Genomic DNA, 26,192 nt, shown 5'->3' with positions numbered 1-26,192 from the left:
GCACGGACGGCTGTGCAGAATTCGCAATCCGACTCAGTCCGTGTCCACCTGCACTGCGACGCGCTGCACGATCGCCCGCAGCGCTGCGCTGTCCGCCAAACCCGTAATGAAGCGCTGCGGGATGCGGCTAAAGCCGACCTGCGCCCCCACCAGCGCCCCCGTCAGCATCGCCCGCGCCAGGTTCTGTCCGCCGCCATTCACCGCGTGCAGCACCGCGGACTCGAAGTCGTCGGCAAAGCGCGCCGCCAGGTAATAGGCGGCGGGGAACTGGTGGTACACCGCGCACGGCATGCCATACACCAGCGACACCTTCCACGCCGGCTCGATACGTACGTCTGGGTCGAGCGCTGCGCGCGCGATTGAGGATTGCGTGAGCAGCGCATCCGGCGAGGGGAAGCGGCCGGCGGTCGGGACCTCGACACTGCCGGGCCTCGGCGCCTGCAGGTTTCCAGAGGTGACGGTGTGGAAGGGCAGTGCGCCGGACTTCACCCGCGCCATCAGCTTGGCCGAGATCGCCGCATCGAGTGCATGGCCCTCGACCAGCATGCCGAGCACCGCGCCGAAGGCCAGCGTCATCGCCACCACGGTGCCGTCGGTCTGGGTGAGCACGGTGTTGCGGGTGACGGCATCCGCCAGCGCCGCCGGGTCGAGCGCGTAGCGCACCGCGATCGCCAGCGTGCGCTCGGCGGCCTCGGTGGTATCGGCATTGCCGGCGACCTGGCCCCAGGGCAGGCCCTGCTGCATGCGCTTGCGCCAGGCTTCGCGGATCGACTGGCTGGTATAGCCGCCGGGGCCGTGCATCGGCGTGCCGTCAATCTGCGGGAAGAACACCTCGTCCATCCGGCGGCAGAAGTCGGCCTCGTCATAGCTGCCACGCTCGGCCAGCGATTCCAGCGTCAGACGCAGCAGCACGCCCGCCTGCGAGGATTCGCCCGCCTTCATGCCCGCGTGGTAGTGGTCGGGCATCGGCGCAGTGTAGTCGGAGATCCACGCGCCGTAGCGCGTACGCAGCGCGTCGAGGTCGTAGTACCAGTGTGGCCCCAGCGCCAGCGCGTCGCCGATGAAGGCGCCCATCAGCGCGCCGGCGGCGCGGTCGGCGAGGGGCGCAGGGTCGGCGCGGTTGTCGACCGCGCTCATGTGCGCTTTCGCCAGATGGTCAGTTCCGACAGGGTGTGCTGGTGTTTGCGCCGCGTCTCGCGGATCACGAAGGGCACGGCTTGCGGCCCCTGCACCAACTCGAAGTCGGCGGCGAGCAGTTCCTTCAGGCCGTCGAGCGTGGTGAAGGACTCGCCGTCCTTCTTGAAGCCACCGATCCACTCCTCGCGCTTGGTGTGTTCTTCCAGCCAGGTGTAGGGCGAGGCGAGCAGCAGCAGGCCGCCGGGGTTGAGGCGCCGCGGCACATCGGCGAGGAAGCGGCGCGGGCTGTACAGGCGGTCGATGAGGTTGGCGGCGAGGATGAGGTCGAAGCCGGTGAACACCTCCTTGAGGTTGCAGGCGTCGCCCTGCCAGAACTCCACGCGCCCGGCGGTCTCCGCCAAGCCCAGCGTGTCGAGCCGGCGTTCGTGGTAGCTCACTAGTTCGCCCTCGTCGGGCATGGTGTAGCGCAGCGCGCCGGTCTCGGCGAGCTTGGCGCCGGCCTGGATGAAGCGCGCCGAGAAGTCGATGCCGACCACGCGTTCGAAGGCGCGCGCGAGTTCGAAGCTGGCGCGGCCAGTGGCGCAGCCGAGGTCCAGCGCGCGGCCGAACTGGCCGTTGCCGAAGCGACGCTGTGCGCTGATTGCGATGTCGGCGAGCGCCTTCGGGAAGTTGGGTACGCCGAAGGCTTCGTCGCCGTAGTGGAACTCGGCGTACTGCGACAGCAGCGCGTCGGTCTCGTAGGTCGAGGACGGATTGAGCGCGGGGGCGTCGCTGACGATGTAGCGGAAACCCGCGTGCTGGAAGAAGTGGCGGCGGAAGGCGTAGCGCGCGGCGTGGCGCGACTCGTTACCGGCCGAGATCCAGCTGCCGCCCTTGATGATGGCGTGGCGGTCGTCGAAGGTCGGCGTAGTGAAGTCGTCGTAGATCGGGTGCACGTCGAAGCCGTCGAAGGGATAGGTCGGCGTCTCGCACCACTGCCACACGTTGCCGACCACGTCGAACAGCTCGCCATGCTGGAACAGCGTCACCGGACAGCTCGAGGCCCAGTGGTCCAGATGCAGGTTGGCCTTGGCCGGGGCGTCGTGCGGCACGTCGGCGAGGCCGGCATGGTCGTAGAGGCGGTTCCATTCGTCCTCGGTGGGCAGGCGCACCGGCTGACCGGTCTCGCGCGCCTTCCAGCGGCAGAAGGCGCGCGCCTCCAGGCAATTGACCTCCACTGGCCAGTCCCAGCACATCGGCACTTCTTCGGTCATCAGGCGCAGCTTCCAGCCGGCGGCGCCGGGTACCCAGAAGGTCGGGTGTTCGGCACGCGCAAAGCGCTTCCAGCCCAGGCCCTCCTCGTCCCACACGCTGTCGTCGGCGTAGCCGCCGGCCTCGACGAAGCCGAGGTACTCACGATTGGTGACGAGGTGGCGCGCCGCCTGTAAGGCCGGCACCTCGGCGCGGTGGCTGCCGTATTCGTTGTCCCAGCCGTAGATCGGCTCGTCGAAGCTGCGGCCGAGCTGCACGACGCCGGCGGGGATGTCGACCAGGGTGTTGGCGGGCGGTTCGCCGTGCTCGGCGCAGGGCTGCCAGGCGGGGTGGGGCTTCACGTAGTGCAGCGCATGCTGGCGCATCAGCACTGACGAGGTTTCGAGGTGGATGCGCTCGTGCTCGATACCCATCACCACCGCCCAGAACGGATCCTTCCAGCCGATCGGCAGGGTGAAGGGTGTCTCGCGGATCGCCCGGTCGACCACCGCCCGCACCTTGTTCCGGTACGCGGCGACCTCGGCCACCGTGGGCCAGTCGTAGCGGGTGTCGTCGAGGTCGTCCCAGCTCATCTCGTCGACGCCGACTGCGAACATCGACTCCAGGCGCGGATCGATGCGCTGCTCGATCAGGCCGGCGAGCAGGAGCTTGTTGATGAAGAAGGTCGCGGTGTGGCCGAAGTAGAAGATCAGCGGGTGACGCAGGCTGATCGGCTTCTTGTAGTAGGCCTCGTCACAGGCCAGTACCTCGAACAGCGACTCGTAGCGGTCGAAGGTGGCGTGGAAGTAGTGCAGCAGCTCGGTGCGCTTGGCTTCGACGTCCTGGCCGGCGAGCAGCGGGGTGCGGGGGAAGAGGGCGTTCATGGTCGGCATCCGCGAGGCGATGCATGGGACTGTGCAAGATCACGGGCGCGGGATCAAGGGCGGCTGGGGAGGGGGAGGTGAGGGACAGGCGGGGTGCGGGCGAGTGCTTTTGCGTGGAAGCGGCGCCCGCCGCGAGGGTTTGAAGGCGATCGGCGTTGGGTGGGCGATGAAAAGCTCGCGGCTGGCGCCGCTCCTACCGGAAACCACCGCGCGCGTCCCCCGCGTGGGAGCGGCGCCAGCCGCGAGTCTCTTACGACCTTTTCGGCGCCCGCCCACGCGCCCGAACGCGCCTCAGCGGCTCAGCCGGGCGCCAAGCTCGCGCACCGCGCTTGGAATGACGCTGGGGGCGGCAGTGGGGGTAGCGGAGGACTGCGCGAGACGCGCCAGCAGTCGTGTCACCACCGCCTCGATGGGGAGTGAGGCGCCGAAGTGCAGGGGCTGGCCCGCCTTGAAGACGGCCAATGTGGGGAAGTCGTCCACGTCGATATCGCCCACGAGTTCGGCATCGTCCTCGATGTCGGCCCAGGCAAAGACGATCTCGGGATGGGCCAGGGCGATGCGGGTGAGCACCGCCTGGAAGTCACGGCAGGTGCCGCACCAGTTGGCGCACAGGGCCATCACGACCAGAGGGGCGTCGTTCAGGCGGGGGTGGTTGGGCAGTTGTTGTGCAGGTGTCAGCATGTTGCGCCTACGGTGTGTCGATGGCAGCGCGGCGCGCGCGTTGTCCTGGGGCCGGATCGTGGCGCTTGTGCGGGGAGCGTAGCTTACCCCTTGCCTTGGCGGCATGTCGCGTAGACACTGCCGTCGCTGCTGCGCTCGACCCGTGGCGATCATCCCATGCGGGCACTGGCCCTGCGGCTTGATTGCAGTCAATCAGGGTTTCGGTTCGAGCCGCTAGAGTTCCGTTTCGCCTGTTACCGCCTGGCCACTGGGCCGGCCCTCGCACCTACCATGCGCCTGACACGCTCTGCCCGTTCGCTTGCCGCCTGGATCGCGATGTTCGCGATGCTGTTGGCTGCGCTCGCGCCGACGCTGTCGCAGGCGGCCTATCGCGCTTCTGGTGATGCGCGCTGGCTCGAGATCTGCACCGCCGCGGGCATGCGCTACGTCGCTGTCGACACAGCGCCGCAGGACCCGGCCGACGAGCTAGCACGCACCGCTGGCGGGTGCGTGTTCTGCAGCCTCTTCGCAAGCGCGCTGCCGGCAGCATGGGGAGGCGCAGACGTGCCGTCGGCGCAGGGCGAGGACATCAGCCCTGCCTTCAGCCTCCATCAGCCGCGGCCCCGCCCGCCCTGGGTCGCCTCCTCTCCGCGCGCACCGCCCGCCGTGGCCTGAGCCCTCCGCAAGTTGCTGGTTTCGCCTTGCCCGCGTGCGTTGCCGCCGCCGGTGGGCGCGGCTTGTGCGCATGCGTCTGGGCCTTGTCTATTCAGCTGCCGCATCCCAATCGTTTTTTTTGGCTGCGCCGATGCGCAGGCCATACCGATGCCGCTCGCAGGCCTTGCCGCCATGCGCCGTGCCCGCCTGCGCCGCGCGTAGAACAGGAGTGATTCGTGAAACACAAACAACTTGCCATCCTCATTGCTGCCCTTGGTGCTTCGGTTGCGACTGCCGCGGAGACCGTGCCCGTGCTCGGCGAAGTCAGCGTCACCGCCACGCGCGAGGCGCGTCCCGTCGGTGAGACGCCCGCCACCGTGTCCGCGGTCAAGGAGTCGACCCTCGCCACGGCCCGCCCGGCGCACCCGAAGGAAGTCCTCAACCAGGTCCCGGGTGTTTGGATCAGCAACCTGTCGGGCGAAGGGCATTCCACCTCGATCCGCCAGCCGCTGACGACTGCCGCGGTCTATCTCTACCTTGAAGACGGCATCCCGACGCGCTCGACCGGGTTCTTCAACCACAACGCGCTGTACGAGATCAATGTGCCGCAGTCGGGGGGCCTGGAAGTATCAAAAGGGCCGGGCAGCGCCCTTTATGGTTCGGATGCGATCGGCGGTACGGTCAACGTGCTGACGCGCAACCCGCCCACCGGGCCAGCGTTCGAACTTGGTGGCGAGGTCGGCTCGCATGGCTGGCGTCGCGCGCTGGCGAGCGGTGGTAATGCGCACGGCGACGATGCCTGGCGCGCCAGCCTCAACTTCACCCATAGCGACGGCTGGCAGCACGACGCCGGCTATGACCGCCGCGCCGGCACCTTGCGCTGGGATCGCGCGCTCGCCGACGATGCGATGCTGAAGACGGTCGTTTCGTTCTCCACGGTCGACCAGCAGCACGTCGGCAACCTGAACGAGGCCGAGTTCCGCGCCGCGCCGCGTACCAACAACATTCCGTTCTCGTTCCGCAAGGTCGATGCGTTCCGCGTGTCCACCGCCTTCGAGCGCGAGACCGAGACGACGCTGCTGTCGGTGACGCCGTATTTCCGCGACAACAGCATGAGGATCATCCCGAGCTGGACGGTCAGCTACGATCCGAACCAGTATGTCACCAAGAACCAGTCCTTCGGCTTCCTCAGCAAGTACCGCATGGACTTCGCGCCCATGCGCGCGCGTCTCATCGTCGGCCTCGACGTGGACTACAGCCCCGGTTCGCGCGATGAGGACTCGATTGCGCTGACGCGCACTACCAACGCCCTCGGCGGCACGACCTACGGCCTCAATCGTGCGGTGGCACCGGTACAGATCTACCACTACGACGTCACCTTCCGCGGCATCTCGCCCTACCTCCATGGAGAGATCTCGCCGACCGAGCGGCTGCGCCTCACTGCCGGCTTGCGCTACGACGACATGCGGTACGACTACACCAACAAGATGAATGGCGGTGCGGCCGGGGCGACCCAGGGGGTTGCGGGGGCCTTCCCCGGCAACGGCTGGTACGGCCATGCCGCCAGCGCCAAGGTTGGCTATAGCCGCCTAAGCCCAAAGCTGGGCGCGACCTGGGCATTCTCCGAGCACCTGAATGGCTTCGTCGCCTACAGCAACGCCTTCCGTGCGCCGTCCGAAGGCCAGGTCTTCCGCGGCAGTCGTGAGTCGAGCGCTGCGCGCGCGCAAGCGCAGGCGGAGTCGCTGCTGAAGCTCAAGCCCGTCGTCGTCGATAGCTTCGAGACCGGTCTGCGTGGCAGTGCAGAGGGCGTCAGCTACGAATTGTCGGTCTATCACATGACGAAGAAGGACGACATCGTCAGCTATCAGGACCCGGTTACCAACCAGCGCACCGCCGTCAATGCCGGCAAGACCTTGCACCGAGGTATCGAGATGGGCCTCGGTCTGGCGCTGGCCAGCGATTGGCGGCTCGATGCCAGCCTGTCTTACGCCAAGCACTCCTACGAAACCTGGGTAGTGTCCGGTACGGCGGACTACAGTGGGAAGGAAATGGAAAGCGCGCCGCGGCTGCTCGCCAACACACGCCTGAGCTACGCGCCATCGGCGATGAACGGTGGCCGGGTGCAGCTCGAGTGGGTCAAGCTCGGCAGCTACTGGCGCGACGCCGCCAACACCAGCAAGTATGGCGGCCACGATCTCTTCAACCTGCGCGCCAACTATCCGTTTGCCAAGGGCTTCGAGGCTTACGCCAGCGTCTCCAACCTGTTCGACCGCCGCCACGCCGAGACCTCTGGGCTGTCCAGCGGCAATGCCACCTACACTGCCGGGCTGCCGCGTACGGTTTACCTTGGACTGCAGGCCAAATGGTAATGACGATGACAATGCGCCCGCGCTCGGTCAGCGCGGGCGACGATGCCGGAGAGGGCATGATGGGACGACTATTCATGTGTTGTAAGCGCTACCTGATGGGTGCAGCGCTCGTCCTCGGTGTGGTCGGCGCGGCAGCCGCCCATGGCGATCACGCTGGCGCCGCCAAGGCTGCACCGACAAAGGCGGCGCGGCCCGAACTGGGCACCAGCGCCGCGATTGCGGCCGACGGCAGCTGGTACGCGGTTGCGACGCGAGGTGGCCACGTCGTGCTCCACCGCAGCACCGATGGCGGCCTGCGCTGGCACGAGGCAGCAGTGGTCAACCCCGTTCCGGAGGCGGTAGCGGCCGATGGCGAGAACCGGCCGCAGCTGGTCATTACTGCCGATGGTGCGGTGCTGGTGTCGTGGGCGCGCCGCTTCGAGGAGCGCTTCACGGGCGACGTGCGCTTCGCTCGCGCCGCCGACGGCGTGCATTTCGATGCACCGGTCACCGTACACCGTGACCGTAGCATCGTCGGTCATAGCTTCAATGTGATGCGAATGATGCGAGACGGTCGCCTTGTCATCGCCTGGATCGACGGCCGCGAAAGCGCAGCGGCCAAGCGTTCGGGGGAAGACTACCGAGGCTCGGCGATCTATGCGGCGGTGTCCGACGATGCCGGGCGCAGCTTCCGGCCCGAAACCAAGGTGGTGGACTACAGTTGCCAGTGCTGCAGGCTGGCGCTGGCCAAGGATGTCGATGGCACGCCGCTGCTGCTCTGGCGTCACGTCTTCGAGCCCAACGAGCGTGACCATGCGCTTGTCCGTCTCGACGTCGAGCACGGCGGCGCGGCCGTCCCCGAACGCGCCACCTTTGACCGCTGGCGCATCGATGCCTGCCCGCACCATGGCCCCTCGCTCGTGGTGGCCGCCGACGGCACGCGTCACGCGGTGTGGTTCAACGAGCGCGAGGGCGAGGGCAGGGTGTTCTACGGACGCCTTGCCGATGGCCGCGTCGAGGGCCAGCGCACGGTGGGCGGGCAGCGTGCGGCGCATGCCGACATCGCGCTGGCTGGCGCACGGATCGCGGTGGTGTGGAAGGAGTTCGACGGCGAGCGCACCCGGCTCCTGGCGGAACTGTCCGATGACGGCGGGCACAGCTTCCACACCCAGGTGTTGGCCAGTACCGCGGGGGCGTCGGATCAGCCGCGCGTGCTGAGCCAGGGCGACGCCTTGTTCGTGTTCTGGCGCACCGCAGACGAAGGCATGAAGGGGTATGCGCTGTGATGAAGACGATCCGCATCCTGTTTGCGCTGCTGCTGTGCGGCGGGGCCGTGTCCGGTGCTGCGGTGGCGGCCGATACCGCACAGGGCTTCACCCGCCTCGACGCCGCGGGCGCGCGTGAGCTTGTCGCGCCCGCCACGCACCGTGTGCCGACGATCATCGCGCTATGGTCGGCCGAGTGCGTGCATTGCAAGAAGAACCTTGCATTGTTTTCGGCGATGTCACGCGCCGCTGCAGGCCCGCGCCTCGTCACGATCGCGGTGGAGCCGGACGACCCACAACTGGGTGAGATCCTCGACCGCTTCGGCGTCCCCGGTGCGCGCTTCGCCTACGGCGACGAGGCGCCCGAGCGCCTGGCCTTTGCCATCGACCCGGATTGGCGCGGCGAGTTGCCGCGGACGCTGTTCTTCGATGGTCGCGGCGGGCTCAAGGCGGTGTCGGGCATTGTCGATGAGGCGCGCACACGTGCGCTGCTGGGTTTGGGCCGCCCTTAGCCTGCCGTTGATCAGGTCTCGGTCAGCCCTGAACCGGTAGCGCCGCGCCCTGGCCCGGCTTGCTTGGGAAAAAGCTCACCTTCTGCGCGACCACCGTGTCGCGCATTTTCGCGATGTGGGGCTTCATTCCGCCGACGACGTGCATCTCGCAACGCTTGCAGTCGAAGCGCAGGGTCAGCGTCTCGTTGCCATTGACCAGCTGCATCGGGTCGGGGCGGATGCCTTTCACTTCCTTGGGGCACAGGTTGAAGCTGTAGCGCAGGCAGTGCTTGGTGATCATCAGCGAGACGTCGTCGGTCTCCTGGTTCTCCTCGAAGGCGGCGTCGATGAGCTTGACGCCGTGCCTGGCGTAGAAGGCACGCGCCTTGTCGTTCGAGACGTTGGCAAGGTAGCTCAGCGCGTCCTGCGGATAGGGGACGGGCGGCTTCACCGGTGCGGCGCGTGGCGGGCGGGCGTAGGCCAGCAGCCTTGCGTGCTCCAGGCGCTCGACGGCTTCGCGGCGCAGGGCGTTGAGCTGGCTCGCGGGCAGGAAGGGAGGCGCCGGCAGGTCGATGAGGATGTCGCCTGCAACGAAGTCGGTGTTGCCCAGCTTGGCGATGTGTTCGCGCAGGGTGGCGAGCGCGCGCTCGGCGTTCTGCGCCGGCTCGAAGGCTGTCGTAAGGCTTGCGCTCGCGCGCACGCCGTCCTCGTCTACAAGTGTCAGCACGAAGCCGTCCGCAGTCGCTGCGAACTGCGCATCGACCGCAATGCGGCGCTCGGCGGACTTCTTCTCGAGTGCACGCTCGAACTCGTGGTCGTGATTGCGGAACAGCGAGGTGCCGGGCACCAGGTCGGACGGCAGCGGTTCGGACGGAAAGATGCGGTCGATGCCCTCGCCGCCGCCGTTGGCTTCGGCGCGATTCACCCGCAGGCCGGTGAGCTCGCCCTTCGGCGTGTACCAGGTCAGGCCGTCGGCGTTGTGGATCGGCGAGACGCGCTCGACGTCGAAGAACTTGCGCCCCTTGGTGTCGATCTTCTTCACTCGGCCGATCGGTTCGCCGACGAACTTGGGCGACTCGAAGGCCTCGATGCCGTGGCGGCGGTCGTTGGTGAAGTAGTCGGTGTAGCCGCGGTTGAAGGTCTTGTCGGCCTGCGGGGTGAACAGGAAGGTGGTGCGCCCGCTCGAGGCGCGGCGGTATGCAGGGCCGTCGGCGTCCGGGTGCTCGATGATGTCGTCGAGCAGCGTGCGGTAGTGCGCGGTGATGTTCTTGACGTAGGCGAGGTCCTTGTAGCGGCCCTCGATCTTGAACGAACTGACTCCCGCGGCGGCCAGCGCGCGCAGATTGGCGCTCTGGTTGTTGTCCTTCATCGACAGCATGTGCTGGTTGCTGGCGACGGTGTTGCCGTCCTTGTCCTTGAGGTCGTAGGGCAGTCGACAGGCCTGCGAACATTCGCCGCGGTTGGCGCTGCGCCCGGTGTGGGCGTGGCTGATGTAGCACTGGCCGGAGAAGGCCACGCACAGCGCGCCGTGCACGAAGTACTCGAGCTGGCAGGTGGTGGCTGCGGCGATCTTCTTCACCTCGGCGAGCGACAGCTCGCGCGCCAGCACGATCTGCGAGAAACCCACGTCCTGCAGGAAGCGCGCCTTGCTGGCGTCGCGGATGTCGGTCTGCGTGCTGGCGTGGAGCTGGATCGGCGGCAGGTCGAGCTCGAGCAGGCCCATGTCCTGCACGATCAGGGCGTCGACGCCGGCGTCATACAGCTCCCAGATCAGCTTGCGCGCCGGTTCGAGTTCGGCATCGAACAGGATGGTGTTGGTGGCGACGAAGATCTGCGCGTGGTAGCGGTGGGCGTGCTGCACCAGGCGCGCGATGTCTGCGACCGAGTTGTCCGCGGACGAGCGCGCACCAAAGGCTGGGCCGCCGATGTAGACCGCGTCCGCGCCATGGTTGATGGCCTCGATGCCGAAGTCGGCGGTCTTGGCCGGGGCGAGGAGTTCGAGGGTGTGGCGGTCGGTGCTCATCGGCGTCTGGATTGCGCAAGCGCTTGATCGGAAAGGCCAGGATGATAACAAGGCGCGCGCCGCCAGGCGCGCCTGTGGTCAAAAAAGGCGCTCAACCTGCGCTCATCACGGTGGCCTGGCGGCGCTGCACCCGTGTGCCTGGCTCAGCCGCGCAGGCGTCGGCGTCGGGCAAGGGCGAACGGCACCAGCACGAGCAGCCCCACTGCATCCGCCACCCAGTCCCAGGGGTCGCCGAAGCGGTGCGCGGTCATCGACTGTGCGAACTCCATCGCTGCACCGTACAGGAGCAGGCCCACGGCGATGGTGACCGGCCGTTCGGGCCAGGCGGCGAGGGCTAGCAGGGCAAGCACTGCGAACAGCACCGCGTGCTCTATCTTGTCCTGCCAGGAGACCAGCTTGGCCACCTCGGGGGCGGGCAGCAAGGCCATCCAGAACACGGCGAGCAGCACGAGCACGAACAGCAGGCGCAGGGTCTTGCGAACGGATGAGGGCATGCGAAGTCCTAGTGACGCGTTTTGTTGCTTGAATTGTTGATGTCGGGGCCGCTGCCGCATGGCGTTGGCCGGGCCGCAGATGCGATGCTGCGACCACTACACCGGGGAGCCTGAAGATGCCGAAATCGAACAGAAGTTTCCGTCCATTGCTGCTTGCGTCCATGCTGGCGTCCTCCGTACTGCTCTCTGGGACGACGTTTGCGCGTGACGTGGTGGTGCGCACCGAGACCGGTAACGTCAAGGTGACCGAGTTTGCCACCGGCCTCGATACGCCGTGGTCGATCGCCTTCCTGCCCGACGGCCGCATGCTCGTGACCGAGCGCCCGGGCCGCATGCGCGTGGTCGGTACCGACGGCAGCCTGTCGGCCCCCATCGCCGGGGTGCCGGCGGTGCACGCGCGCGGCCAGGGCGGCCTGCTCGACGTGGTGCCGAGCCCGAGCTTCGCGCAGGACGGGCTGATCGTGTTCTCCTACGCCGAGCCGACGCAGCGCGGCGCGCGCACCGCGGTGGCGCGCGCACGCCTCGACCTCGAGCGACTCGAACTGCGCGAGGTGCAGCGGATCTTCGCGCAGAACGAGGACCCCTCCGGCAACCAGCATTTCGGCTCGCGCCTGGTCTTCGCTGCCGACGGCACGCTGTTCGTGACCCTGGGCGACCGTGGTGGTGCGCGCGAGCGGGCGCAGGCGCTCGACAGCCACATCGGCAAGGTCGTGCGCATCGCGCTCGACGGCAGCGTGCCGCCTGACAACCCCTTCGTCGGCCGTGCAGGCGTGCTGCCCGAGATCTGGTCCTACGGCCACCGCAACATCCAGGGCGCGGCGCTGCACCCGCAGACGGGCGAACTGTGGACCCACGAGCACGGTCCGCAGGGCGGCGACGAGATCAACCGTGCGCTGCCCGGGCTGAACTATGGCTGGCCCGAGGTCACCTACGGCCGCGAGTACGTCACCGGGCGCAAGATCGGCCAGGGCAGCAGCCGTGATGACGTCGAGCCACCGCTGCTGCAATGGACACCCTCGATCGCACCGTCGGGGATGAGCTTCTATACCGGCGAGCGTTTCCCGCAATGGAAGGGGAATGTGCTGGTCGGCGCGCTGCGCTACCAGCTGGTGGCCCGTCTGGTGCTCGATGGCAACGAGGTCCGCCACGAAGAGCGCCTGCTGGCCGAACTCGGCCGTCGCATCCGCGACGTGCGCCAGGGGCCGGACGGCTATGTGTGGGTCGTCGACGAGAGCGAGGGCCGCATCCTGCGCCTTGAGCCCGCGCAGTAGGCCGGCGGCCCCATGCATGGCTGCGTGCGCCTTCAGCCGGCCTGCTTGATGGCCAGCACGGCCTGGTTGCGCAGCGTGCGCAGCAGGGCAAGCTCCTGCTCGCTGATCTCGATCTCGCCCGCGCGCTCCTTGTCGGCATAGATCATCGCCACCGGGCGGCCCTTGATCGTGAGCGGGAACAGCACGAAGGTGTGCGACGGTACCGACTTGCGATACCAGTCGGGCACATGGGCGGCGATCTTCGGATCGTCGATGTCCGAAATCAGGATGTCGGCGCCTTTCGCCGTGGCGGCATTGAAGACGTTGTCGGGATGAGCCGACAGGCTGAAGCGGACCTGGCGGGCCAGTTCGGCGACGCCCGGCCCAAAGCCGAAGCGGCCTGTCATCGCATTCGTGCGCGGGTCGCGGATGCACAGCAGCACGCGCTTGAAGCCCATTGCCCGGTACATGGTCTCGAGGATGATGCGCAGCACGTCGTTGAGCTTGAAGTCCTCGACCAGGGTGTTGCTGATGTCCTGGATGCCGGCGCTGAGTACGGCTTGCGCATCCGCGGCCTTGCGCCCTTCCTCGGTGGCTTGCGCGGGCGTGCTCTGTTCGAGCAGGGCGGCGACCGGCAGGCCGGTATCGGTGAGCGTGGCGGGAGCCGGCGCACCATCGACGAGCTGGCGCAGCTGGCGGCCGATACGGGTGTTCGCCATGCTGACCTTGATGGTGGAGGCGAAGGCCTCGATCTCCTCGGCCGCCGCATGCATCAGTTCGCGCGCCATCTGCGCCCCGACCGGAACCGCGTCGGCGAAGCGCGCCGATAGCGCTTGCAGCGCCTTGTCGCGCTCGTCCGCTGGCAGCAGCGCCACCGCGTCGCAGTATTCGTTGGCACAGGCTGCCAGCGCACGCAGGCGTTCCTCGGTGGTGGCGGGGCGGCGCACCGGGCCATCCTCGATGTGGCGCATGCTGTCCTGGATCAGCTCCGGGAAGCCCCAGTGCCGGGCCAGGGCAATACCGAGGGCCTCGAAGCCGGTGCCCAGCACGCGCTGGGCCGCGGCCTCTTCCTTGCAGCCCTGCTGCTGCATCAGGCGGCGGATGTCCTCGCTCTCCTCGGGGAAGTAGAACTGGCACAGCAGGCGGCCAAGGTTGTGGAACACGGTGCAGATGTAGACCTGCTCGCCGTCGCGCAGGCGCAGGTGCGCCGCCAGCTCGCGGCCGAACAGGCCGGCCAGACAGGCGCGCAGGAACTCCTCCTTGAGCTGGGCCGCGTTGGCCTTGTTCTGCAGGTGCTCGAACAGCAGCACGGTGATCGCGATGTTGCGCACGGTGTCGAAGCCGAGCACCACGATCGCACGCGAGATGGTGCTGATCTGGCCGCCGCCGGCCGGTCGGTAATGGGCCGAGTTGACCAGGCGCAGCAGCTTGTTGGTGAGCGAGAAGTCACGCAGGATCAGCGCCGACAAGGTGCCGATGGTTTCCGATTCGCTCGACGCGATGCGGTTGATCGCGGCTACCGATTCCGACAGGGCGGGGAAGTCGCCGCGGTGCTTCATGCGTCGGAGCAGAAAGTCGAGCGCAGCGGGTTGCCCGTCTTCGGCTACCGGGTCGGCGGTGGCGGCGGGGGGCTGCAGCCACGCCTGCAGTGCAAGGCGGAACGCGTTGGCATCGGCGTAGCGTGCCTGCGGGTCGAGCGCTGCCGCGCGCAAGGCGATGGCGGCCAGCTGTTCGTCGATCGGTGCGCCGTCGGCCGGTACGGTGACGGCAGTGCTGCGGGCGAGTTCGAGCAGCTTGGCCGGGTCGGTCTCGCGATGAACCGGGCGACCGGCCAGCATCCACAACAGCAGTACGCCCGCGGCGTATACGTCGTTGCGCGGGCTCAGTTCGCGGCGCTCGATGTACTCGGGCGCGATGAAACCCGGTGTGCCCGATAGCCCCTGGCGTGCCTTCGGGTCATCGACATGACGGGCAATGCCGAAGTCCATCACGCGCGATCTGCCCGCGGCGTCGATCAGCACGTTGCTCGGCTTGAGGTCGCGGTGGATGACGCCCTGTGCGTGTGCCTCGGCCAGCGCAGTGAGGACGTCGACCATCATCGGCACGGCCTCGGCGGCCGGTATCGCGCCGCGGCGGCGCATCAGCGCGGCAAGGCTCTCGCCGGGGACGTACTCGAACACCAGGTAGAGGTCGCCGTCCTCCTCGCCCGCCTCGAACACAGGCACGATGCCCGGGTGGCGCAGCCGGCTCACCGAGCGCGCTTCGGCCAGCAGCGCGGCGTTCTGCTTGCGCTCGGCGGCCGCGAAATGAAGGGTCTTGACCGCGACCTCGCGTTCAAGCTGAGGGTCCCAGGCGAGATAGACGATGCTCTGCGCACCGCGCCCAAGTTCGCGCCTGATCTCGAAGCGACCGATGCTGCTGCTCATGATTTGACCGCTGCCGGTTGATGAAGGCCCGGCGATGAATCCAGTCGATCCGGTGCGCGGGTGCGCAACGCTAATTCAGAACCGTACGCTCGTCCAGCCCTGCACACAACACGGCTGGTAACGTGTTTCGTGTCATCATCGCGACCCTTATTCAGCCAGGATGAAGACACCGCGATGGAGAGCCCTTTCAAAGGCAAGACCGGCCTGCGTCGGATCTGGAACGCCTTTCACTATTCGCTGGACGGGTTGCGTGCCGCCTATCGCCACGAGGACGCCTTTCGCCAGGAGGTCTTGCTGACGCTGGTGGCGCTGCCGCTGGCCCTATGGCTGGGCGAATCGGCGCTCGAGCGCGCGCTGATGATCGGCAGTGTGTTGCTGGTGCTGATCGTGGAACTGCTGAACTCAGCGATCGAGGCGACTGTCGACCGGGTGTCGCTCGAACGTCACCAGCTCGCCAAGCGGGCGAAGGATATCGGCAGCGCTGCGGTGCTGATCGCACTCATCAACGCCGCCGTCGTGTGGGGGCTGGTGCTGCTGGGCTGATACGGGGCTCAGGCCTTGCGCGGGCCCCAGCTGCGCACCGGGCCGGTGTCGATGTGCACGAAGTCGGAGCCGGGATAGTAGCCGACGCCACCCACGCCCAGGGCGAGTGCGGCGTCGCGCAAGCGGGCGGTATCGACACCGACGAGGCGGATGTCGATCGCCTTGCCATCCATGTGCAGGCTGCGTTTGGCCACGCCGCCACCGCCGGTCTTGCGCAGGGCGTTGTTGGTTGCCGGCGAGCGGTATCCCGAGATGATCTCGAAGGTGTCGCCGCCGCAGGCTATGCTCAGGGCGTGAAGGATGTCATAGAGCTTGGGATCCATCCGGGTAGACTCGCCCGAACGGTGGTCACGCAACAGCCAGTTGATGCGTTGCAGGGCAGGCTCGATGTAACCGTTTGCGTTCCGGTAGACCAGGCTGAGCCGCTCGTCGGTATGGGTATGCCGAAAGCCGAGCTGGCGGTCGTGCCGGGCGGCATGTGCGGCATTGACTGAAAGGCCCAGCGGCAGGGCGGCGAGGCCTTTGAGGAACAGGCGGCGGCGCGGCGCGGCGTGATCGCGGGAAATCTTCGACATGAACAATAACCAGTCCAAACAAGCACTTGAAGGCGGCATCCTAAACGATGTCGGGCTGCGTTTGGGCAAAAGTTTTGTAACCTGTACGCTGCTTCTCGGCTTGACCTGGGGCGTGCCGCTGGGCGCGGCAATGGATTCCCCGGATACGGGGCGGGGCAGTGTGGCGCAGCCGGCCGATGCCGGCGCGGCGGTCGGCGCCGAGCTCGAGCGTCTGCTCAGCCTGCGACCGGCGACGACGGACGAGACGGTTGCACTGTTCTATCTGGTGCGCGCCTACCGTCCGGTCTGGAACGACAGCGTGCGCACACGTGCGCTGATTGCGGCGGTGGAAGGCGCGGCTGCGCATGGCCTGGCGCCGGGCAGCTTCCCCCTGCAGGCGCTGCGCCATGCGGGGGACGCCGAACCGGCTGTGCTGTCGGCCGCACAGCAGGCCGAACGCGAACTGCTGCTCAGCGACACGCTGGCCCGGTTGCTGCGCCAGATCCGCTATGGCGTGCTGGACCCGCGGCAGCTCTACCGCGACTGGAACTTCACCCCGATGCCCGGTCCTCACCAGCGCGCCACCGAGCTTGCTGCCGTGTTGCGCGCCGAAGACCTTGGCGCCGCGATTGCGCTGCAGGCACCCGAGCCTGCGCTCTACCGGGCGCTGCAGCAGGCGCTCGTGCATTACCAGGCGCGCATCGGCGACGACTGGCCGCGTGTCCCGGCGGGCGTGACCCTGCGACCCGGCGAGCGCAACCCACGAGTGGCTGCGCTGCGGGCGCGGCTGCAGGCCGAGGGCGGCCCCGAACGCGTCCACCTCGAACGCGCCGGCGCAGACCTCGGCGCAACGCCCGACCCCGCGTACTACGACGAGGCGCTGGCCGAGGCGGTCAAGGGTTTCCAGCGCCGTCATGGCATGGACGACGATGCGGCCGTCGGCCGGCAGACGCTTGCCGCGCTCAACACCACCCCGGCGCAGCGGGTCGAGCAGGTTCGCGCCAACCTCGAGCGCCTGCGCTGGGTGGCGTCCGACCTCCAGGGCGACCGCCTGCTGGTCGATATCACCGGTTATCGCGCCGAGCTCCGCCTGGGCGGCGAAACCCTTTGGTCAGCGCGCGTGATCGTCGGCAAACCGACACGCAGGACGCCGTCGCTGCGCGACAAGGTGGTGAACCTGGTCTTCAACCCCAAGTGGGTGGTGCCGCCGACCATCCTGCGCGAGGACGTGATTCCAGCCGTCGCGCGCGGCACGGACTACCTCGACAAGCATCGCTTGAGCATCTTCGATCGGGATGGCGAGGCTGTGGACCCGGCCGAAATCGACTGGTCCGGCGCACGCAGCGGCGGATTCCCCTATCGCGTCGTTCAGGCGTCAGGGGCCGATGGCTCGCTCGGCCGCATCAAGTTCTCGCTGTCGAATCCGTACTCGATCTATCTGCACGACACCAACGCGCGTTCGCTCTTCGGGCGCTCGGAGCGGGCGCTCAGTTCCGGCTGCGTGCGTGTCGAGCAGCCCGAAGCGCTCGCATTGCTGCTGCTAGACAACCCGCAGCGCTGGAGTGCGGAGGCCTTGCAGCAGGCGCTCGACAGCGGTCGCACGCAGACCCAGCGCGTCGGCCGTGATGTGACCGTATTGCTGCACTACACCACGGCAGGTCTCAACGCGGACGGCACACTGCAGCTGCGCAACGACATCTACGGTCACGACCGCACTGTCGCCGCCGCGCTCGATGCCGCAGCGCGTGCAGGCACGCATTGATCCGTCGTCATCATCCGGCAATGCACGCTTAACCGTGCTGACTTGTGCGCCGCCTATGCTGCGGTGCCATGAGAACGCTCGACTTCACGACCGAAGAGCTCTGCCAGTCGCCCCGGCTGCGCGTGGCCCTCGTCACCGAGACCTGGCCGCCCGAGGTGAACGGCGTGGCGATGACCCTGAAACGCATGGTCGACGGGCTCATCGCCCGCGGCCACAGCGTGCAGCTGGTGCGCCCGCGGCAGACGCCGGCCGATACGGCGATGTCGACTGGCGGGCTGCAGGAGGTGCTGTCGCGTGGCCTGCGCCTGCCGCGCTACGACGGCCTCAAGCTCGGCCTGCCGGCGCGCTCGCGCCTGGTGCGCGAGTGGTCGCGCCAGCGCCCCGACCTGGTGCACGTGGCAACCGAAGGGCCGCTGGGGTGGACCGCCGTTACCGCCGCCAACAAGCTGCGTCTGCCGGTGACCTCGGACTTCCACACCAACTTCGACCACTACAGCACGCATTACGGCGTGGGCTGGCTGCGCCAGCCGGTGGCCGCCTACCTGCGCCGCTTCCATAACCGCACCGCCGCCACCTACGTACCTACCGCTGCGCTGGCGCGCAACCTGGGCGACCAGGGCTATGAGCGTGTGGAGGTGATCTCGCGCGGGGTCGATACGCGCCTGTACTCACCCGCGCGCCGCAGCGCGGACTTGCGCCGGCAGTGGGGCGTGGGGCCCGATGCACTGGCGGTGGTCTGCGTCGGCCGGATCGCCGCGGAGAAGAACCTCGGCCTCGCCTTGCGCGCGTTCGCTGCGATCCGCCAGCAGCGGCCGGACGCCCGCATGGTGCTGGTCGGCGACGGCCCGATGCGGGCGGGCATCGCACGCGAGCACCCCGACGTGGTGCAGGCGGGCATGCGCCACGGCGAGGATCTCGCCGCCCATTACGCCTCCGGCGACCTGTTCCTGTTCCCCAGCCTGACCGAGACCTTCGGCAACGTCACCCTCGAGGCCATGGCCAGCGGCCTGTGCGTGCTGGCCTACGACTATGCGGCAGCCGCCGAAGTCATTGCCGACCTGGGCAACGGCGCCGTGGTGCGCTGCGGCGACGAGCAGGGCTTCGTCGAGCGCGCGCTGCAACTCGCGCTGGCCGACACCCTGCGCGCCGAGCTGGGCGTGCAGGCCCGCCAGACCGCGATCGGTATCGACTGGGAGGCGGTCAACGACCACTTTTCCGCGGCGCTGCTGCGGGCGTGGGAAGGGCACAGGCGGGCCAAAGTGCCTGCAACGGATCTGCGAGCACGGGAGGTACAAGGCTGATGAAGCGCGTACGCACCATCTTCATATCGGACGTCCACCTCGGCACGCGGGCCTGCCAGGCCGACAGCCTGCTTGCCTTCCTTAAGGAGCATGAGTCCGAATATCTCTACCTGATCGGCGACATCGTCGATTTCTGGGCGATGAACCGCAGCGTGCAATGGGCGCCGGCACACAACACCGTGGTGCAGAAGGTGCTGCGCCGGGCGCGCCACGGCTGCAAGGTCTTCTTCATCCCGGGCAACCACGATGAAGCCCTGCGGGAATACGCCGGCGTCGCCTTCGGCGACATCCGCGTCGAAACCGAGTGGATCCACGAGACCCTGGACGGACGCCGCTACTGGCTCGTGCATGGCGACGAGTACGACCAGGTGACGCGCCACCATCGCTGGGTCGCGGTACTGGGCGACGTCGGCTACAACACGCTGGTCCGGCTCAACCTGCTGTTGTCGAAGGCGCGGCGCCTGCTGCGCCGGCCGGGCTACTGGTCGCTTGCCGGCTACGCCAAGCAGAAGGTGAAGAAGGCGGTGAGCTTCATCTTCGACTTCGAGGATGCCGTCGCCCATGCGGCGCAACAACGCGGTGTGGACGGTGTGGTGTGCGGCCACATCCACTGGCCCGCCGACCGCCGCATCGGCAAGATCCGCTACCTCAACTGTGGCGACTGGGTCGACACCTGCAGCGCGGTGGTCGAGCACTACGACGGCCGCCTCGAGGTCGTGAATTGGGGCGTCACCCGCGGTGACGGCGAGCAGGCGCCGGTACTTCTCGAGGCCCGCCCGCTGCCAGAGTCCAGGCCGGCGGCCCGGCCTGCGCCGAAGCCGATCGCACAGCCCGAGCGGATCTACCTCACGCCCGACATCTGAGCCGCGTGCCTCAGTTGCGCGCGTCCTTGTCGAGCTCGTCCGTGCATGGTGATTCGCCCGGGGGCGCGCGCATCAGATCGATCATCACGCGCATGCCGAGCAGGGCGTTGCCGAGCGCGAACAGGGCGATCACTGCCATCGCCAGCGGCACCAGCGGATAGGTTCGCAGGACCCAGGCCAGCACGGCCGACAGCAGGTTGAGGACGATCATCAGCCAGAAGCGGCCGTCGCGCGGGCGATACAGCCGCGACAGCCTGTAATGGGCGCCAGCCCTGCTCATTGGGTGCGCCCTTCGATGCTTGTCTGGCCTCCTTCTGCAGCCAGCCGGCCGCGGCGCACCATGACCAGCACGACCACGGCGAGCACGACTTCGATGGCGCCGATGCAGACGAAAACGGCAGGGTAGGGCGCAGCCAGGACCAACCCGAACACGGCCAGCAGGGCGCTGCTCAGCAGCGGGCCGGCGGCGAAGCCGAGAGAGCCCGCCATGTTGAAGGCGGCGAGCGCGCTCGCGCGGCAGTCCTCGCCGCCATACTGCGCTGCGAGCACGAGCGAGGGCGCGTACATCAGCGCCGCGATCACGCCGCCGACGGCCATCGCGGTCATGATCGACTCCCCTGGCAGGAAGCCGAGCACGGCCAGGAAGATGCCATACAGCACGCTGCCGCTCACCATCATCGCCAGCGGGTTCCAATGCCGCGACAGGTGTCCGGCCGGATAGGTGAGCAGCGAGAACGGCACCAGGAAGGCCGCCATCGCCAGGCCGATCTGGCGTGCATCGAAACCGATGACCAGGCCGAGATAGAGCGACAGCGTAGACACGATGAAGCCCACCGTCAGGCGGTCGGCAAACGAGAACGCCAGTGGCACCAGCAACTGTTGCCGGCTGCGCAGGGTATGCACGATCTCGGCCATGGCCAGGCGCGGGCGCTGCCGCGTCGCGTCCGCGTCGCGCAGGTACATGAAGCCGGCGACGGCGAGCAGGATCGACAATACGCCGCCGCCGATCGGCACCCACAGTGGGTTGATGCCGCCGACGAAGCCGCCCAGCGGCGCGCCGCTGGCCACACCGAGGCTGATCGAGGCCCCGACCGCGCCCATGCGCGCCCCCAGCCCCGCCTTGCCGGCGCTGTCGGCGCCCAAGGCCATCAGCAGCGACAGCGCCGACATGTGCGCGAAGCCCTCCACGAAGCGCAGACCGAGCAGCAGCCCGTAGCTCTCCGCACGTGCGTAGGCCCAGGCGATGCCGAGCAGGGTGGCGCCGTTGAGCAGCAGCGCCAGCACCGCGAGCGCCTTGCGACGGCCGAGGCGGTCCGACAGCAGACCTGCGATCGGCGCGCCGATCAGGGCGCCGATCATGTTGATCGACATGAACAGGTGGCTGGCAAACTGGCCCAGGCCGGGAAAACGTTGAGCGGTGAAGTCGGGCAGCACCGGCACCATGGCCGTGACCGGCAGCATCAGCCCATAGAGCAGCAGCAGGGGCAGGTTGGAAGCGTCAAGGGGCAGGCGGGGCATGAAGGTGCGGTCAGCGAGCGGGCGCCGGTGGGCGCGAAGCCGACAAAATACCAGCGAATCGCACATCGGGGGCTGCAGCGCGGGGTTCCGGGTAGGCGCGGCGCCAGCCGCGAGCTTTTCGTCGGCTCATCCCGGCGCCGTCGCCTTCGACCCCTCGCGGCTCGCGCCGCTCCTACGGGAGGGCGGCGGCGCGGGGGGCTGCGTAGGAGCGGCGCCAGCCGCGAGCTTTTCATCGGCTCATCCCGGCGCCATCGCCTTCGACCCCTCGCGGCTGGCGCCGCTCCTACAGCGTGGGCGGGGGGTCAGCCTTGCATCTTGCCGATGGTGTGGCGCAGGCGGGTGTGGGCGAGGGTGAAGAAGAAGCCGCCGATGAGCGCGACCATCAGGAACTGCGGCCACACCACGTCGAGCCCGGCGCCGCGGAAGAGCACACCCTGGGCGAGGCTGACGTAGTGGGTCGTGGGGGTGAAGGCCATCAGCGTGCTGACGAGCTCGGGCATGCTTTCGCGTGGCGTGAGCGCGCCCGACAGGATCTGCAGCGGCAGCAGCACCAGGATCGCCATCAGCCCGAACTGGGGCATGTTGCGTGCCAGCGTACCCATGAAGATGCCGATGGAGGTCGCTGCGAACAGATAGAGCAGGGTGCCGAAGGCGAACAGCAGCGCCGACCCGGGCACGGCCACCCCGAGCACACCCTTGACGACGATCTGCAGCGACAGCGCGGACGCGAGCAGCACCACCGCGCCCATCGCCCAGACCTTGGAGAGCATGATCTCGAGTGGCGTGACCGGCATCACCAGCAGGTGTTCGATGGTGCCGTGTTCGCGCTCGCGGATCAGGGCGGCGCCGGTGAGGAGGATGCCGAGCAGGGTGATGTTGTTGATGATCGAGGTGACCGCGGCGAACCAGCTCTGGCTGAGGTTGGGATTGAACAGTGCGCGCGGCACGAGCTCGACCGGCTGCGGAGCGGCCGTACGGTAGCGCAGCACGAAGGCACGGATCTCGTCGTTGACGATGCTCTGGATATAGCCGGTGCCGGTCTGTGCCTGGCTCTGGCGGGTGGCGTCCACATTGAGCTGGAGGGCTGGCGCACGTCCTGCGAGGACGTCGCGCTGGAAGTTGGGCGGGATGTCGAGCACGAAGGTGTGGCGGCCGGCGTCCATGCCCTTGTCCATCTCGCCCAGCTCGATCAGATCCGGCGCGATGAACTGCGGCGGCTGCAGCGCGGCGACGATGCGTGTCGACAGCTGCGAGCGGTCCTCGTCGACAACGGCGATTGCGGCGCGGTGCAGGCTTTCCGGCTTGGCGCGCGCATCGGCGTACACCGAGACCGAGAACATGAAGACGATGAGGAACAGCATCGTCCAGTCGCCGAGCAAGCTGTGGAACTCCTTGATGCCGAGGTGCCAGGTGTTGTGGACCAGGCGGCGCCCGCGCCTGCGGGCGGGGGCGTGCGCAGCGGCATGCGTGTTGTGGTCGTTCATCGGCGGTCCCCCTAGCGTGCCTGCTTGCGCAACAGCAGCACCGCGCCGAGCGTGAGCACCGGAACGGCGATCAGCAAGGGCAGGAAGGCCGCCCACAGGTCGCCGAATTCGAGCGCCTTGGCGAAGGTGCCGCGGCTGATGTTGAGGAAGTGGCTGGTGGGATAGATGGCGCCGATGAAGGCGCCGCCGCCTTCGAGCGAGGACACGGGGTCGAGCATGCCGGAGAACTGGATCGCCGGCAGCAGGGTGCCGATCGAGGTTCCGGCCATGGCGGCCACCTGGCTGTCGGTGAGGGTGGACATGAGCAGGCCGAGGCCGGTCGTCGCGGTGACATAGAGCAGCGCGCCGAGCACGATCGTCGCCAGGCTGCCCTTGAACGGCACGTCGAATACGGTCACCGCGATCGCGAACAGCAGCGCGAAGTTGAACATGGACAGCGCGATATAGGGCAGCTGCTTGCCGAGCAGGAACTCGAGCTTGGTCACCGGGGTGGTGTAGACGTTGAGGATGGAGCCGAGCTCCTTCTCGCGCACGACGCCCAGCGCGGTCAGCATGGAGGGGATGAACACCAGCAGCAGCGGGATGACCGCCGGCACGATGGCGATCACGCTCAGCATGTCCGGGTTGTAGCGGTAGCGCACCGCGATGTCGGCAAGCGGGGTGGGCGGCGTACCGGTGGCGGCGCTTACCGCTTCGCTCAGGGTCTGGGTGTGCAGGCCGACGACGTAGGCGCGCGCAACCTCGGCCCGCATCGGCATCGAGCCGTCCAGCCACAATCCGATCTGCGGCGCCTGGCCGCGATCGAGGTCGCGGCCGAAGCCGGGCGGGATCTCCAGCGCCATGGCAAGCTCGCCCGCGCGCATGCGGCGGTCGATGTCGGCGTGGCTTTGCAGCGGCGCCTGTTCGCTGAAGTAGCGCGAGCCGGCGATGTTGAGGGTATAGCGCTCGCTCGCTACGCTGCGGTCGTGGTCGAGCACGGCGTAGTTGAGCCGCTCCACGTCCATGCTGATGCCGAAGCCCATCACCAGCATGAGCAGCACGGTGCCGAGCAGGGCCAGTGTCAGGCGGAAGGGGTCGCGCTGCAGCTCGGTCGCCTCGCGTGCGCTGAAGCTGAGCAGGCGGGCGAGGCTGAAGCGCGCAGCCTGGGGTATTGGCGCCGCTGCAGGGGCGTCGGCCTCGGGTACGTCGGCTTCAGGTACGTCGTGTGCATGGCCGGCCGCAGCCGGGGCGCGCAGCTGCACGCCGCTGGCTTCGGCCAGGTAGGCGACGAAGGCATCTTCGAGGTTGTCGGCGCCGCGTTGCGCCACCAGCGCAGCGGGGGCGTCGCTCGCCAGAATGCGCCCGGCGTGCATCAGCGAGATGCGGTCGCAGCGCTGGGCCTCGTTCATGAAGTGGGTGGTGATGAAGACCGTCACGCCGTCCTTGCGCGAGAGGTCGATGATCAGCGCCCAGAAGCGGTCGCGCGCCACCGGGTCGACGCCCGAGGTAGGCTCGTCGAGGATCAGCACGTCGGGGCGGTGGAGCACGGCGACGGCCAACTGCAGGCGCTGGCGGATACCGAGCGGCAGGGTGTCGGGCAGCATGTCCATGACCGGGCCGAGCTCGAAGCGCTCTGCCAGTTCTGCGATGCGGGCCTCGCCCTCGGCCGGCGGCAGGTCGAACAGGCGGGCGTGCAGGGCCAGGTTGCGTCGTACCGACAGTTCGCCATACAGCGAGAAGGCCTGGGACATGTAGCCGACGCGGCGCCGGGTGTCGATGTTGCGTGCGTCGAGGACCTCGCCGAGCAGGCGCGCCTCGCCCCGGGCGGGCGGCAACAGGCCGGTGAGCATCTTCATGGTGGTCGATTTGCCGCAGCCGTTCGAACCCAGGAAGCCGAAGATCTCGCCGCGGCGTACCTCCAGATTGACGTCGTCGACGGCGACGAAGTCGCCAAAGCGCATCTGCAGGCCGCGCGCGGCGATGACCACCTCGCCGGCCTGCAGCGGTGGTATCACCAGCGTGCTGTGCCCGCTGCGGCGCTCGGCCGGCAGCAGGGCGAGAAAGGCTGCCTCCAGGCTGTCGGTGGCGGTGCGCGTGCGCAGCGCGTGCGGCGTACCGGTCGCCAGCACGCGCCCCGCGTCGACCGCCACCAGCCAGTCGTAGCGCTCGGCCTCTTCCATGTAGGCGGTGGCCACCAGTACGCTCATGTGTGGCCGCTGCTGGCGGATCTCGTCGATCAGTTCCCAGAACTGTCTGCGCGAGAGGGGATCGACGCCGGTCGTCGGCTCGTCGAGGATGAGCAGGTCGGGATCATGGATGAGCGCGCAGCACAGGCCGAGCTTCTGCTTCATGCCGCCCGACAGCTTGTTGGCGGGCCGCTCGGCGAAGTCGGCCATGCCGGTGGCGGCGAGCAGGGCCTTGATGCGGCCTGCGCGCTCGGCACGCGACTGCCCGAACAGACGACCGAAGAAGTCGATGTTCTCGAACACCGACAGGGTGGGGTAGAGGTTCTTGCCCAGGCCCTGCGGCATGTAGGCGATGCGCGGGCAGACGGCGGCGCGGTGGTGCGCTTGTGCCATGTCGCCGCCCAGCACCTCCACCCGGCCCGCCTGGATCTTGCGGGCGCCGGCGATCAGGCCGAGCCAGGTGGATTTGCCCACGCCGTCCGGGCCGATGAAGCCGACCATGCAACCGGCCGGGACGTCCAGGTCGACGCCATCGGCAGCGAGGGTGTCGCCGTAACGATGTTCGACGCCGCGCAGGCGGACGACCGGCGCGGCGCTGCCGGTCGCGGTCACGGCAGCCTCACCTGCAGCGCGTCGGGCCAGGCGCGGGCGTCGTCGAGGCGGACGTGCGCCATCCCCGGCAGGCCGGTCTTGACCTGTTCAGGGTATTGGCGCAGCAGCGCGGGGTCGACTCTCGCCTTGACGCGGAACACCATCTTCTGGCGTTCGCTCTGGGTCTCCACCGTCTTCGGGGTGAACTGCGCGACGCTGGCGACGTAGGACACCTGGGCCGGGATCACGAGGTGGGGTGCCGCGTCGAGGACGATGCGCACCTCGGTGCCCATCGCCACCCGCCCGGCCGCCATCTCGGGCAGGAAGAAGCTCATGTACACGTCGGTGATGTCGATCAGGCTCACCACCTTGCCGCCGCCGCCCACCACCTCGCCCGGCTGCACCACGCGGTACTGCACGCGGCCGTCGCGGGGTGCGCGCAGGGTGGCGTCGTCGATCTCGGTGCGCAGGCGGGCGACCACCGCCTCGGCGGCGGCGATGCCGGCCTCGGCCTGGGCGACGTGGGCACGCGCGGCGTCGGTCGCGGCG

21 protein-coding genes are annotated in these 26,192 nt (G+C 68.3%); 9 read left to right on the top strand and 12 right to left on the bottom strand.

The window, feature by feature from the left end:
• Positions 1-33 precede the first annotated feature (33 nt).
• The 3 genes from C662_RS06560 to C662_RS06550 form a co-directional block, all read right to left on the bottom strand.
• A complete protein-coding gene (locus C662_RS06560) occupies positions 34-1,137 on the bottom strand; it encodes an ADP-ribosylglycohydrolase family protein (protein ID WP_002926413.1) in 1,104 nt (367 codons plus the stop codon).
• Positions 1,134-3,251, bottom strand: a complete 2,118-nt coding sequence (ovoA, locus tag C662_RS06555) for a 5-histidylcysteine sulfoxide synthase (RefSeq protein WP_002926412.1) — start codon at positions 3,249-3,251, stop codon at positions 1,134-1,136. Before ovoA ends, C662_RS06560 begins: the two co-directional genes overlap by 4 nt.
• Positions 3,252-3,542: 291 nt before the next feature.
• Positions 3,543-3,932 (bottom strand): thioredoxin family protein, encoded by a 390-nt coding sequence (locus C662_RS06550; protein WP_002926410.1) that lies wholly within the window; start codon positions 3,930-3,932, stop codon positions 3,543-3,545.
• 270 nt (positions 3,933-4,202) lie between these two features.
• Between C662_RS06550 and C662_RS06545 the strand changes: the two genes are divergently transcribed.
• The 4 genes from C662_RS06545 to C662_RS06530 all read left to right on the top strand — a co-directional run bounded on the left by C662_RS06545 (position 4,203) and on the right by C662_RS06530 (position 8,690).
• Positions 4,203-4,586, top strand: coding sequence for a DUF2946 domain-containing protein (locus C662_RS06545; RefSeq protein WP_002926408.1), 384 nt, complete (start codon positions 4,203-4,205; stop codon positions 4,584-4,586).
• Between the two features lie 215 nt (positions 4,587-4,801).
• Positions 4,802-6,934, top strand: coding sequence for a TonB-dependent receptor (locus tag C662_RS06540; protein ID WP_002926405.1), 2,133 nt, complete (start codon positions 4,802-4,804; stop codon positions 6,932-6,934).
• Positions 6,934-8,199, top strand: coding sequence for a sialidase family protein (locus tag C662_RS06535; RefSeq protein ID WP_002926402.1), 1,266 nt, complete (start codon positions 6,934-6,936; stop codon positions 8,197-8,199). Before C662_RS06540 ends, C662_RS06535 begins: the two co-directional genes overlap by 1 nt.
• Positions 8,199-8,690, top strand: a complete 492-nt coding sequence (locus tag C662_RS06530) for a TlpA family protein disulfide reductase (protein ID WP_002926401.1) — start codon at positions 8,199-8,201, stop codon at positions 8,688-8,690. Before C662_RS06535 ends, C662_RS06530 begins: the two co-directional genes overlap by 1 nt.
• A gap of 22 nt (positions 8,691-8,712) precedes the next feature.
• Here C662_RS06530 and C662_RS06525 read toward each other — a convergent pair whose 3' ends face one another.
• Together C662_RS06525 and C662_RS06520 are read right to left on the bottom strand one after the other, a co-directional pair.
• On the bottom strand, positions 8,713-10,692 hold the full coding sequence (locus tag C662_RS06525; protein ID WP_002926399.1) for a peptidase U32 family protein: 1,980 nt from the start codon (positions 10,690-10,692) through the stop codon (positions 8,713-8,715).
• A gap of 143 nt (positions 10,693-10,835) precedes the next feature.
• Positions 10,836-11,186: a VanZ family protein gene (locus C662_RS06520; RefSeq protein ID WP_002926397.1), complete on the bottom strand. Its 351-nt coding sequence runs from the start codon at positions 11,184-11,186 to the stop codon at positions 10,836-10,838.
• A 116-nt stretch (positions 11,187-11,302) separates the two neighbouring features.
• Between C662_RS06520 and C662_RS06515 the strand changes: the two genes are divergently transcribed.
• Positions 11,303-12,457 (top strand): PQQ-dependent sugar dehydrogenase, encoded by a 1,155-nt coding sequence (locus tag C662_RS06515; RefSeq protein WP_232433226.1) that lies wholly within the window; start codon positions 11,303-11,305, stop codon positions 12,455-12,457.
• Between the two features lie 32 nt (positions 12,458-12,489).
• Here C662_RS06515 and C662_RS06510 read toward each other — a convergent pair whose 3' ends face one another.
• Positions 12,490-14,862, bottom strand: a complete 2,373-nt coding sequence (locus C662_RS06510; protein ID WP_002926393.1) for a serine/threonine protein kinase — start codon at positions 14,860-14,862, stop codon at positions 12,490-12,492.
• Between the two features lie 174 nt (positions 14,863-15,036).
• Between C662_RS06510 and C662_RS06505 the strand changes: the two genes are divergently transcribed.
• Positions 15,037-15,405 carry a diacylglycerol kinase gene (locus tag C662_RS06505; RefSeq protein ID WP_002926391.1) on the top strand — a complete coding sequence of 123 codons (369 nt, stop codon included), beginning with the start codon at positions 15,037-15,039 and terminating at the stop codon, positions 15,403-15,405.
• Between the two features lie 8 nt (positions 15,406-15,413).
• Here C662_RS06505 and C662_RS06500 read toward each other — a convergent pair whose 3' ends face one another.
• Complete coding sequence (locus C662_RS06500; RefSeq protein ID WP_002926386.1) at positions 15,414-15,980, bottom strand: YcbK family protein; 567 nt, start codon at positions 15,978-15,980, stop codon at positions 15,414-15,416.
• Between C662_RS06500 and C662_RS06495 the strand changes: the two genes are divergently transcribed.
• The 3 genes from C662_RS06495 to C662_RS06485 all read left to right on the top strand — a co-directional run bounded on the left by C662_RS06495 (position 15,979) and on the right by C662_RS06485 (position 19,885).
• Positions 15,979-17,721, top strand: a complete 1,743-nt coding sequence (locus tag C662_RS06495; RefSeq protein WP_002926385.1) for a L,D-transpeptidase family protein — start codon at positions 15,979-15,981, stop codon at positions 17,719-17,721. The two genes, C662_RS06500 and C662_RS06495, sit on opposite strands and share 2 nt — an antisense overlap.
• Before the next feature lie 68 nt (positions 17,722-17,789).
• Positions 17,790-19,022 (top strand): glycosyltransferase family 4 protein, encoded by a 1,233-nt coding sequence (locus C662_RS06490; protein ID WP_002926384.1) that lies wholly within the window; start codon positions 17,790-17,792, stop codon positions 19,020-19,022.
• Complete coding sequence (locus C662_RS06485) at positions 19,022-19,885, top strand: UDP-2,3-diacylglucosamine diphosphatase (protein ID WP_002926383.1); 864 nt, start codon at positions 19,022-19,024, stop codon at positions 19,883-19,885. Before C662_RS06490 ends, C662_RS06485 begins: the two co-directional genes overlap by 1 nt.
• Positions 19,886-19,895: 10 nt before the next feature.
• Here the strand turns inward: C662_RS06485 and C662_RS06480 are convergent, their stop codons facing one another.
• The 5 genes from C662_RS06480 to C662_RS06460 form a co-directional block, all read right to left on the bottom strand.
• Positions 19,896-20,165, bottom strand: a complete 270-nt coding sequence (locus tag C662_RS06480) for a hypothetical protein (protein WP_002926382.1) — start codon at positions 20,163-20,165, stop codon at positions 19,896-19,898.
• The gene (locus tag C662_RS06475; RefSeq protein WP_002926380.1) at positions 20,162-21,469 is read right to left on the bottom strand and encodes an MFS transporter; all 1,308 of its coding nucleotides are present in this window, start codon (positions 21,467-21,469) and stop codon (positions 20,162-20,164) included. Before C662_RS06475 ends, C662_RS06480 begins: the two co-directional genes overlap by 4 nt.
• A 236-nt stretch (positions 21,470-21,705) precedes the next feature.
• A complete protein-coding gene (locus C662_RS06470) occupies positions 21,706-22,887 on the bottom strand; it encodes an ABC transporter permease (RefSeq protein WP_002926379.1) in 1,182 nt (393 codons plus the stop codon).
• Positions 22,888-22,898: 11 nt separating this feature from the next.
• The gene (gene rbbA, locus C662_RS06465) at positions 22,899-25,664 is read right to left on the bottom strand and encodes a ribosome-associated ATPase/putative transporter RbbA (RefSeq protein WP_002926378.1); all 2,766 of its coding nucleotides are present in this window, start codon (positions 25,662-25,664) and stop codon (positions 22,899-22,901) included.
• A partial coding sequence (locus C662_RS06460; RefSeq protein WP_002926377.1) for an HlyD family efflux transporter periplasmic adaptor subunit occupies positions 25,661-26,192 on the bottom strand: 532 nt, incomplete at its 5' end. The genes C662_RS06460 and rbbA, both read right to left, overlap by 4 nt.

Source organism: Thauera sp. 28 (assembly GCF_000310145.2).
Taxonomy (GTDB): domain Bacteria; phylum Pseudomonadota; class Gammaproteobacteria; order Burkholderiales; family Rhodocyclaceae; genus Thauera; species Thauera mechernichensis.
Note: the sequence above shows the minus strand (reverse complement) of the source record. Positions and strands in the feature narration are given on the sequence as shown.

Excerpts from the sequence above, each read along its gene's own strand:
- C662_RS06545 (WP_002926408.1), top strand. The coding sequence starts at position 4,203 with ATGCGCCTGACACGCTCTGCCCGTTCGCTTGCCGCCTGGATCGCGATG.
- C662_RS06550 (WP_002926410.1), bottom strand. The coding sequence starts at position 3,932 with ATGCTGACACCTGCACAACAACTGCCCAACCACCCCCGCCTGAACGAC.
- C662_RS06510 (WP_002926393.1), bottom strand. The coding sequence starts at position 14,862 with ATGAGCAGCAGCATCGGTCGCTTCGAGATCAGGCGCGAACTTGGGCGC.
- C662_RS06535 (WP_002926402.1), top strand. The coding sequence starts at position 6,934 with ATGACGATGACAATGCGCCCGCGCTCGGTCAGCGCGGGCGACGATGCC.
- C662_RS06515 (WP_232433226.1), top strand. The coding sequence starts at position 11,303 with ATGCCGAAATCGAACAGAAGTTTCCGTCCATTGCTGCTTGCGTCCATG.
- C662_RS06500 (WP_002926386.1), bottom strand. The coding sequence starts at position 15,980 with ATGTCGAAGATTTCCCGCGATCACGCCGCGCCGCGCCGCCGCCTGTTC.
- C662_RS06475 (WP_002926380.1), bottom strand. The coding sequence starts at position 21,469 with ATGTGCGATTCGCTGGTATTTTGTCGGCTTCGCGCCCACCGGCGCCCG.
- ovoA (WP_002926412.1), bottom strand. The coding sequence starts at position 3,251 with ATGAACGCCCTCTTCCCCCGCACCCCGCTGCTCGCCGGCCAGGACGTC.
- C662_RS06485 (WP_002926383.1), top strand. The coding sequence starts at position 19,022 with ATGAAGCGCGTACGCACCATCTTCATATCGGACGTCCACCTCGGCACG.
- C662_RS06530 (WP_002926401.1), top strand. The coding sequence starts at position 8,199 with ATGAAGACGATCCGCATCCTGTTTGCGCTGCTGCTGTGCGGCGGGGCC.
- C662_RS06470 (WP_002926379.1), bottom strand. The coding sequence starts at position 22,887 with ATGAACGACCACAACACGCATGCCGCTGCGCACGCCCCCGCCCGCAGG.
- C662_RS06560 (WP_002926413.1), bottom strand. The coding sequence starts at position 1,137 with ATGAGCGCGGTCGACAACCGCGCCGACCCTGCGCCCCTCGCCGACCGC.
- C662_RS06505 (WP_002926391.1), top strand. The coding sequence starts at position 15,037 with ATGGAGAGCCCTTTCAAAGGCAAGACCGGCCTGCGTCGGATCTGGAAC.
- C662_RS06520 (WP_002926397.1), bottom strand. The coding sequence starts at position 11,186 with ATGCCCTCATCCGTTCGCAAGACCCTGCGCCTGCTGTTCGTGCTCGTG.
- C662_RS06480 (WP_002926382.1), bottom strand. The coding sequence starts at position 20,165 with ATGAGCAGGGCTGGCGCCCATTACAGGCTGTCGCGGCTGTATCGCCCG.
- C662_RS06490 (WP_002926384.1), top strand. The coding sequence starts at position 17,790 with ATGAGAACGCTCGACTTCACGACCGAAGAGCTCTGCCAGTCGCCCCGG.
- C662_RS06495 (WP_002926385.1), top strand. The coding sequence starts at position 15,979 with ATGAACAATAACCAGTCCAAACAAGCACTTGAAGGCGGCATCCTAAAC.
- C662_RS06525 (WP_002926399.1), bottom strand. The coding sequence starts at position 10,692 with ATGAGCACCGACCGCCACACCCTCGAACTCCTCGCCCCGGCCAAGACC.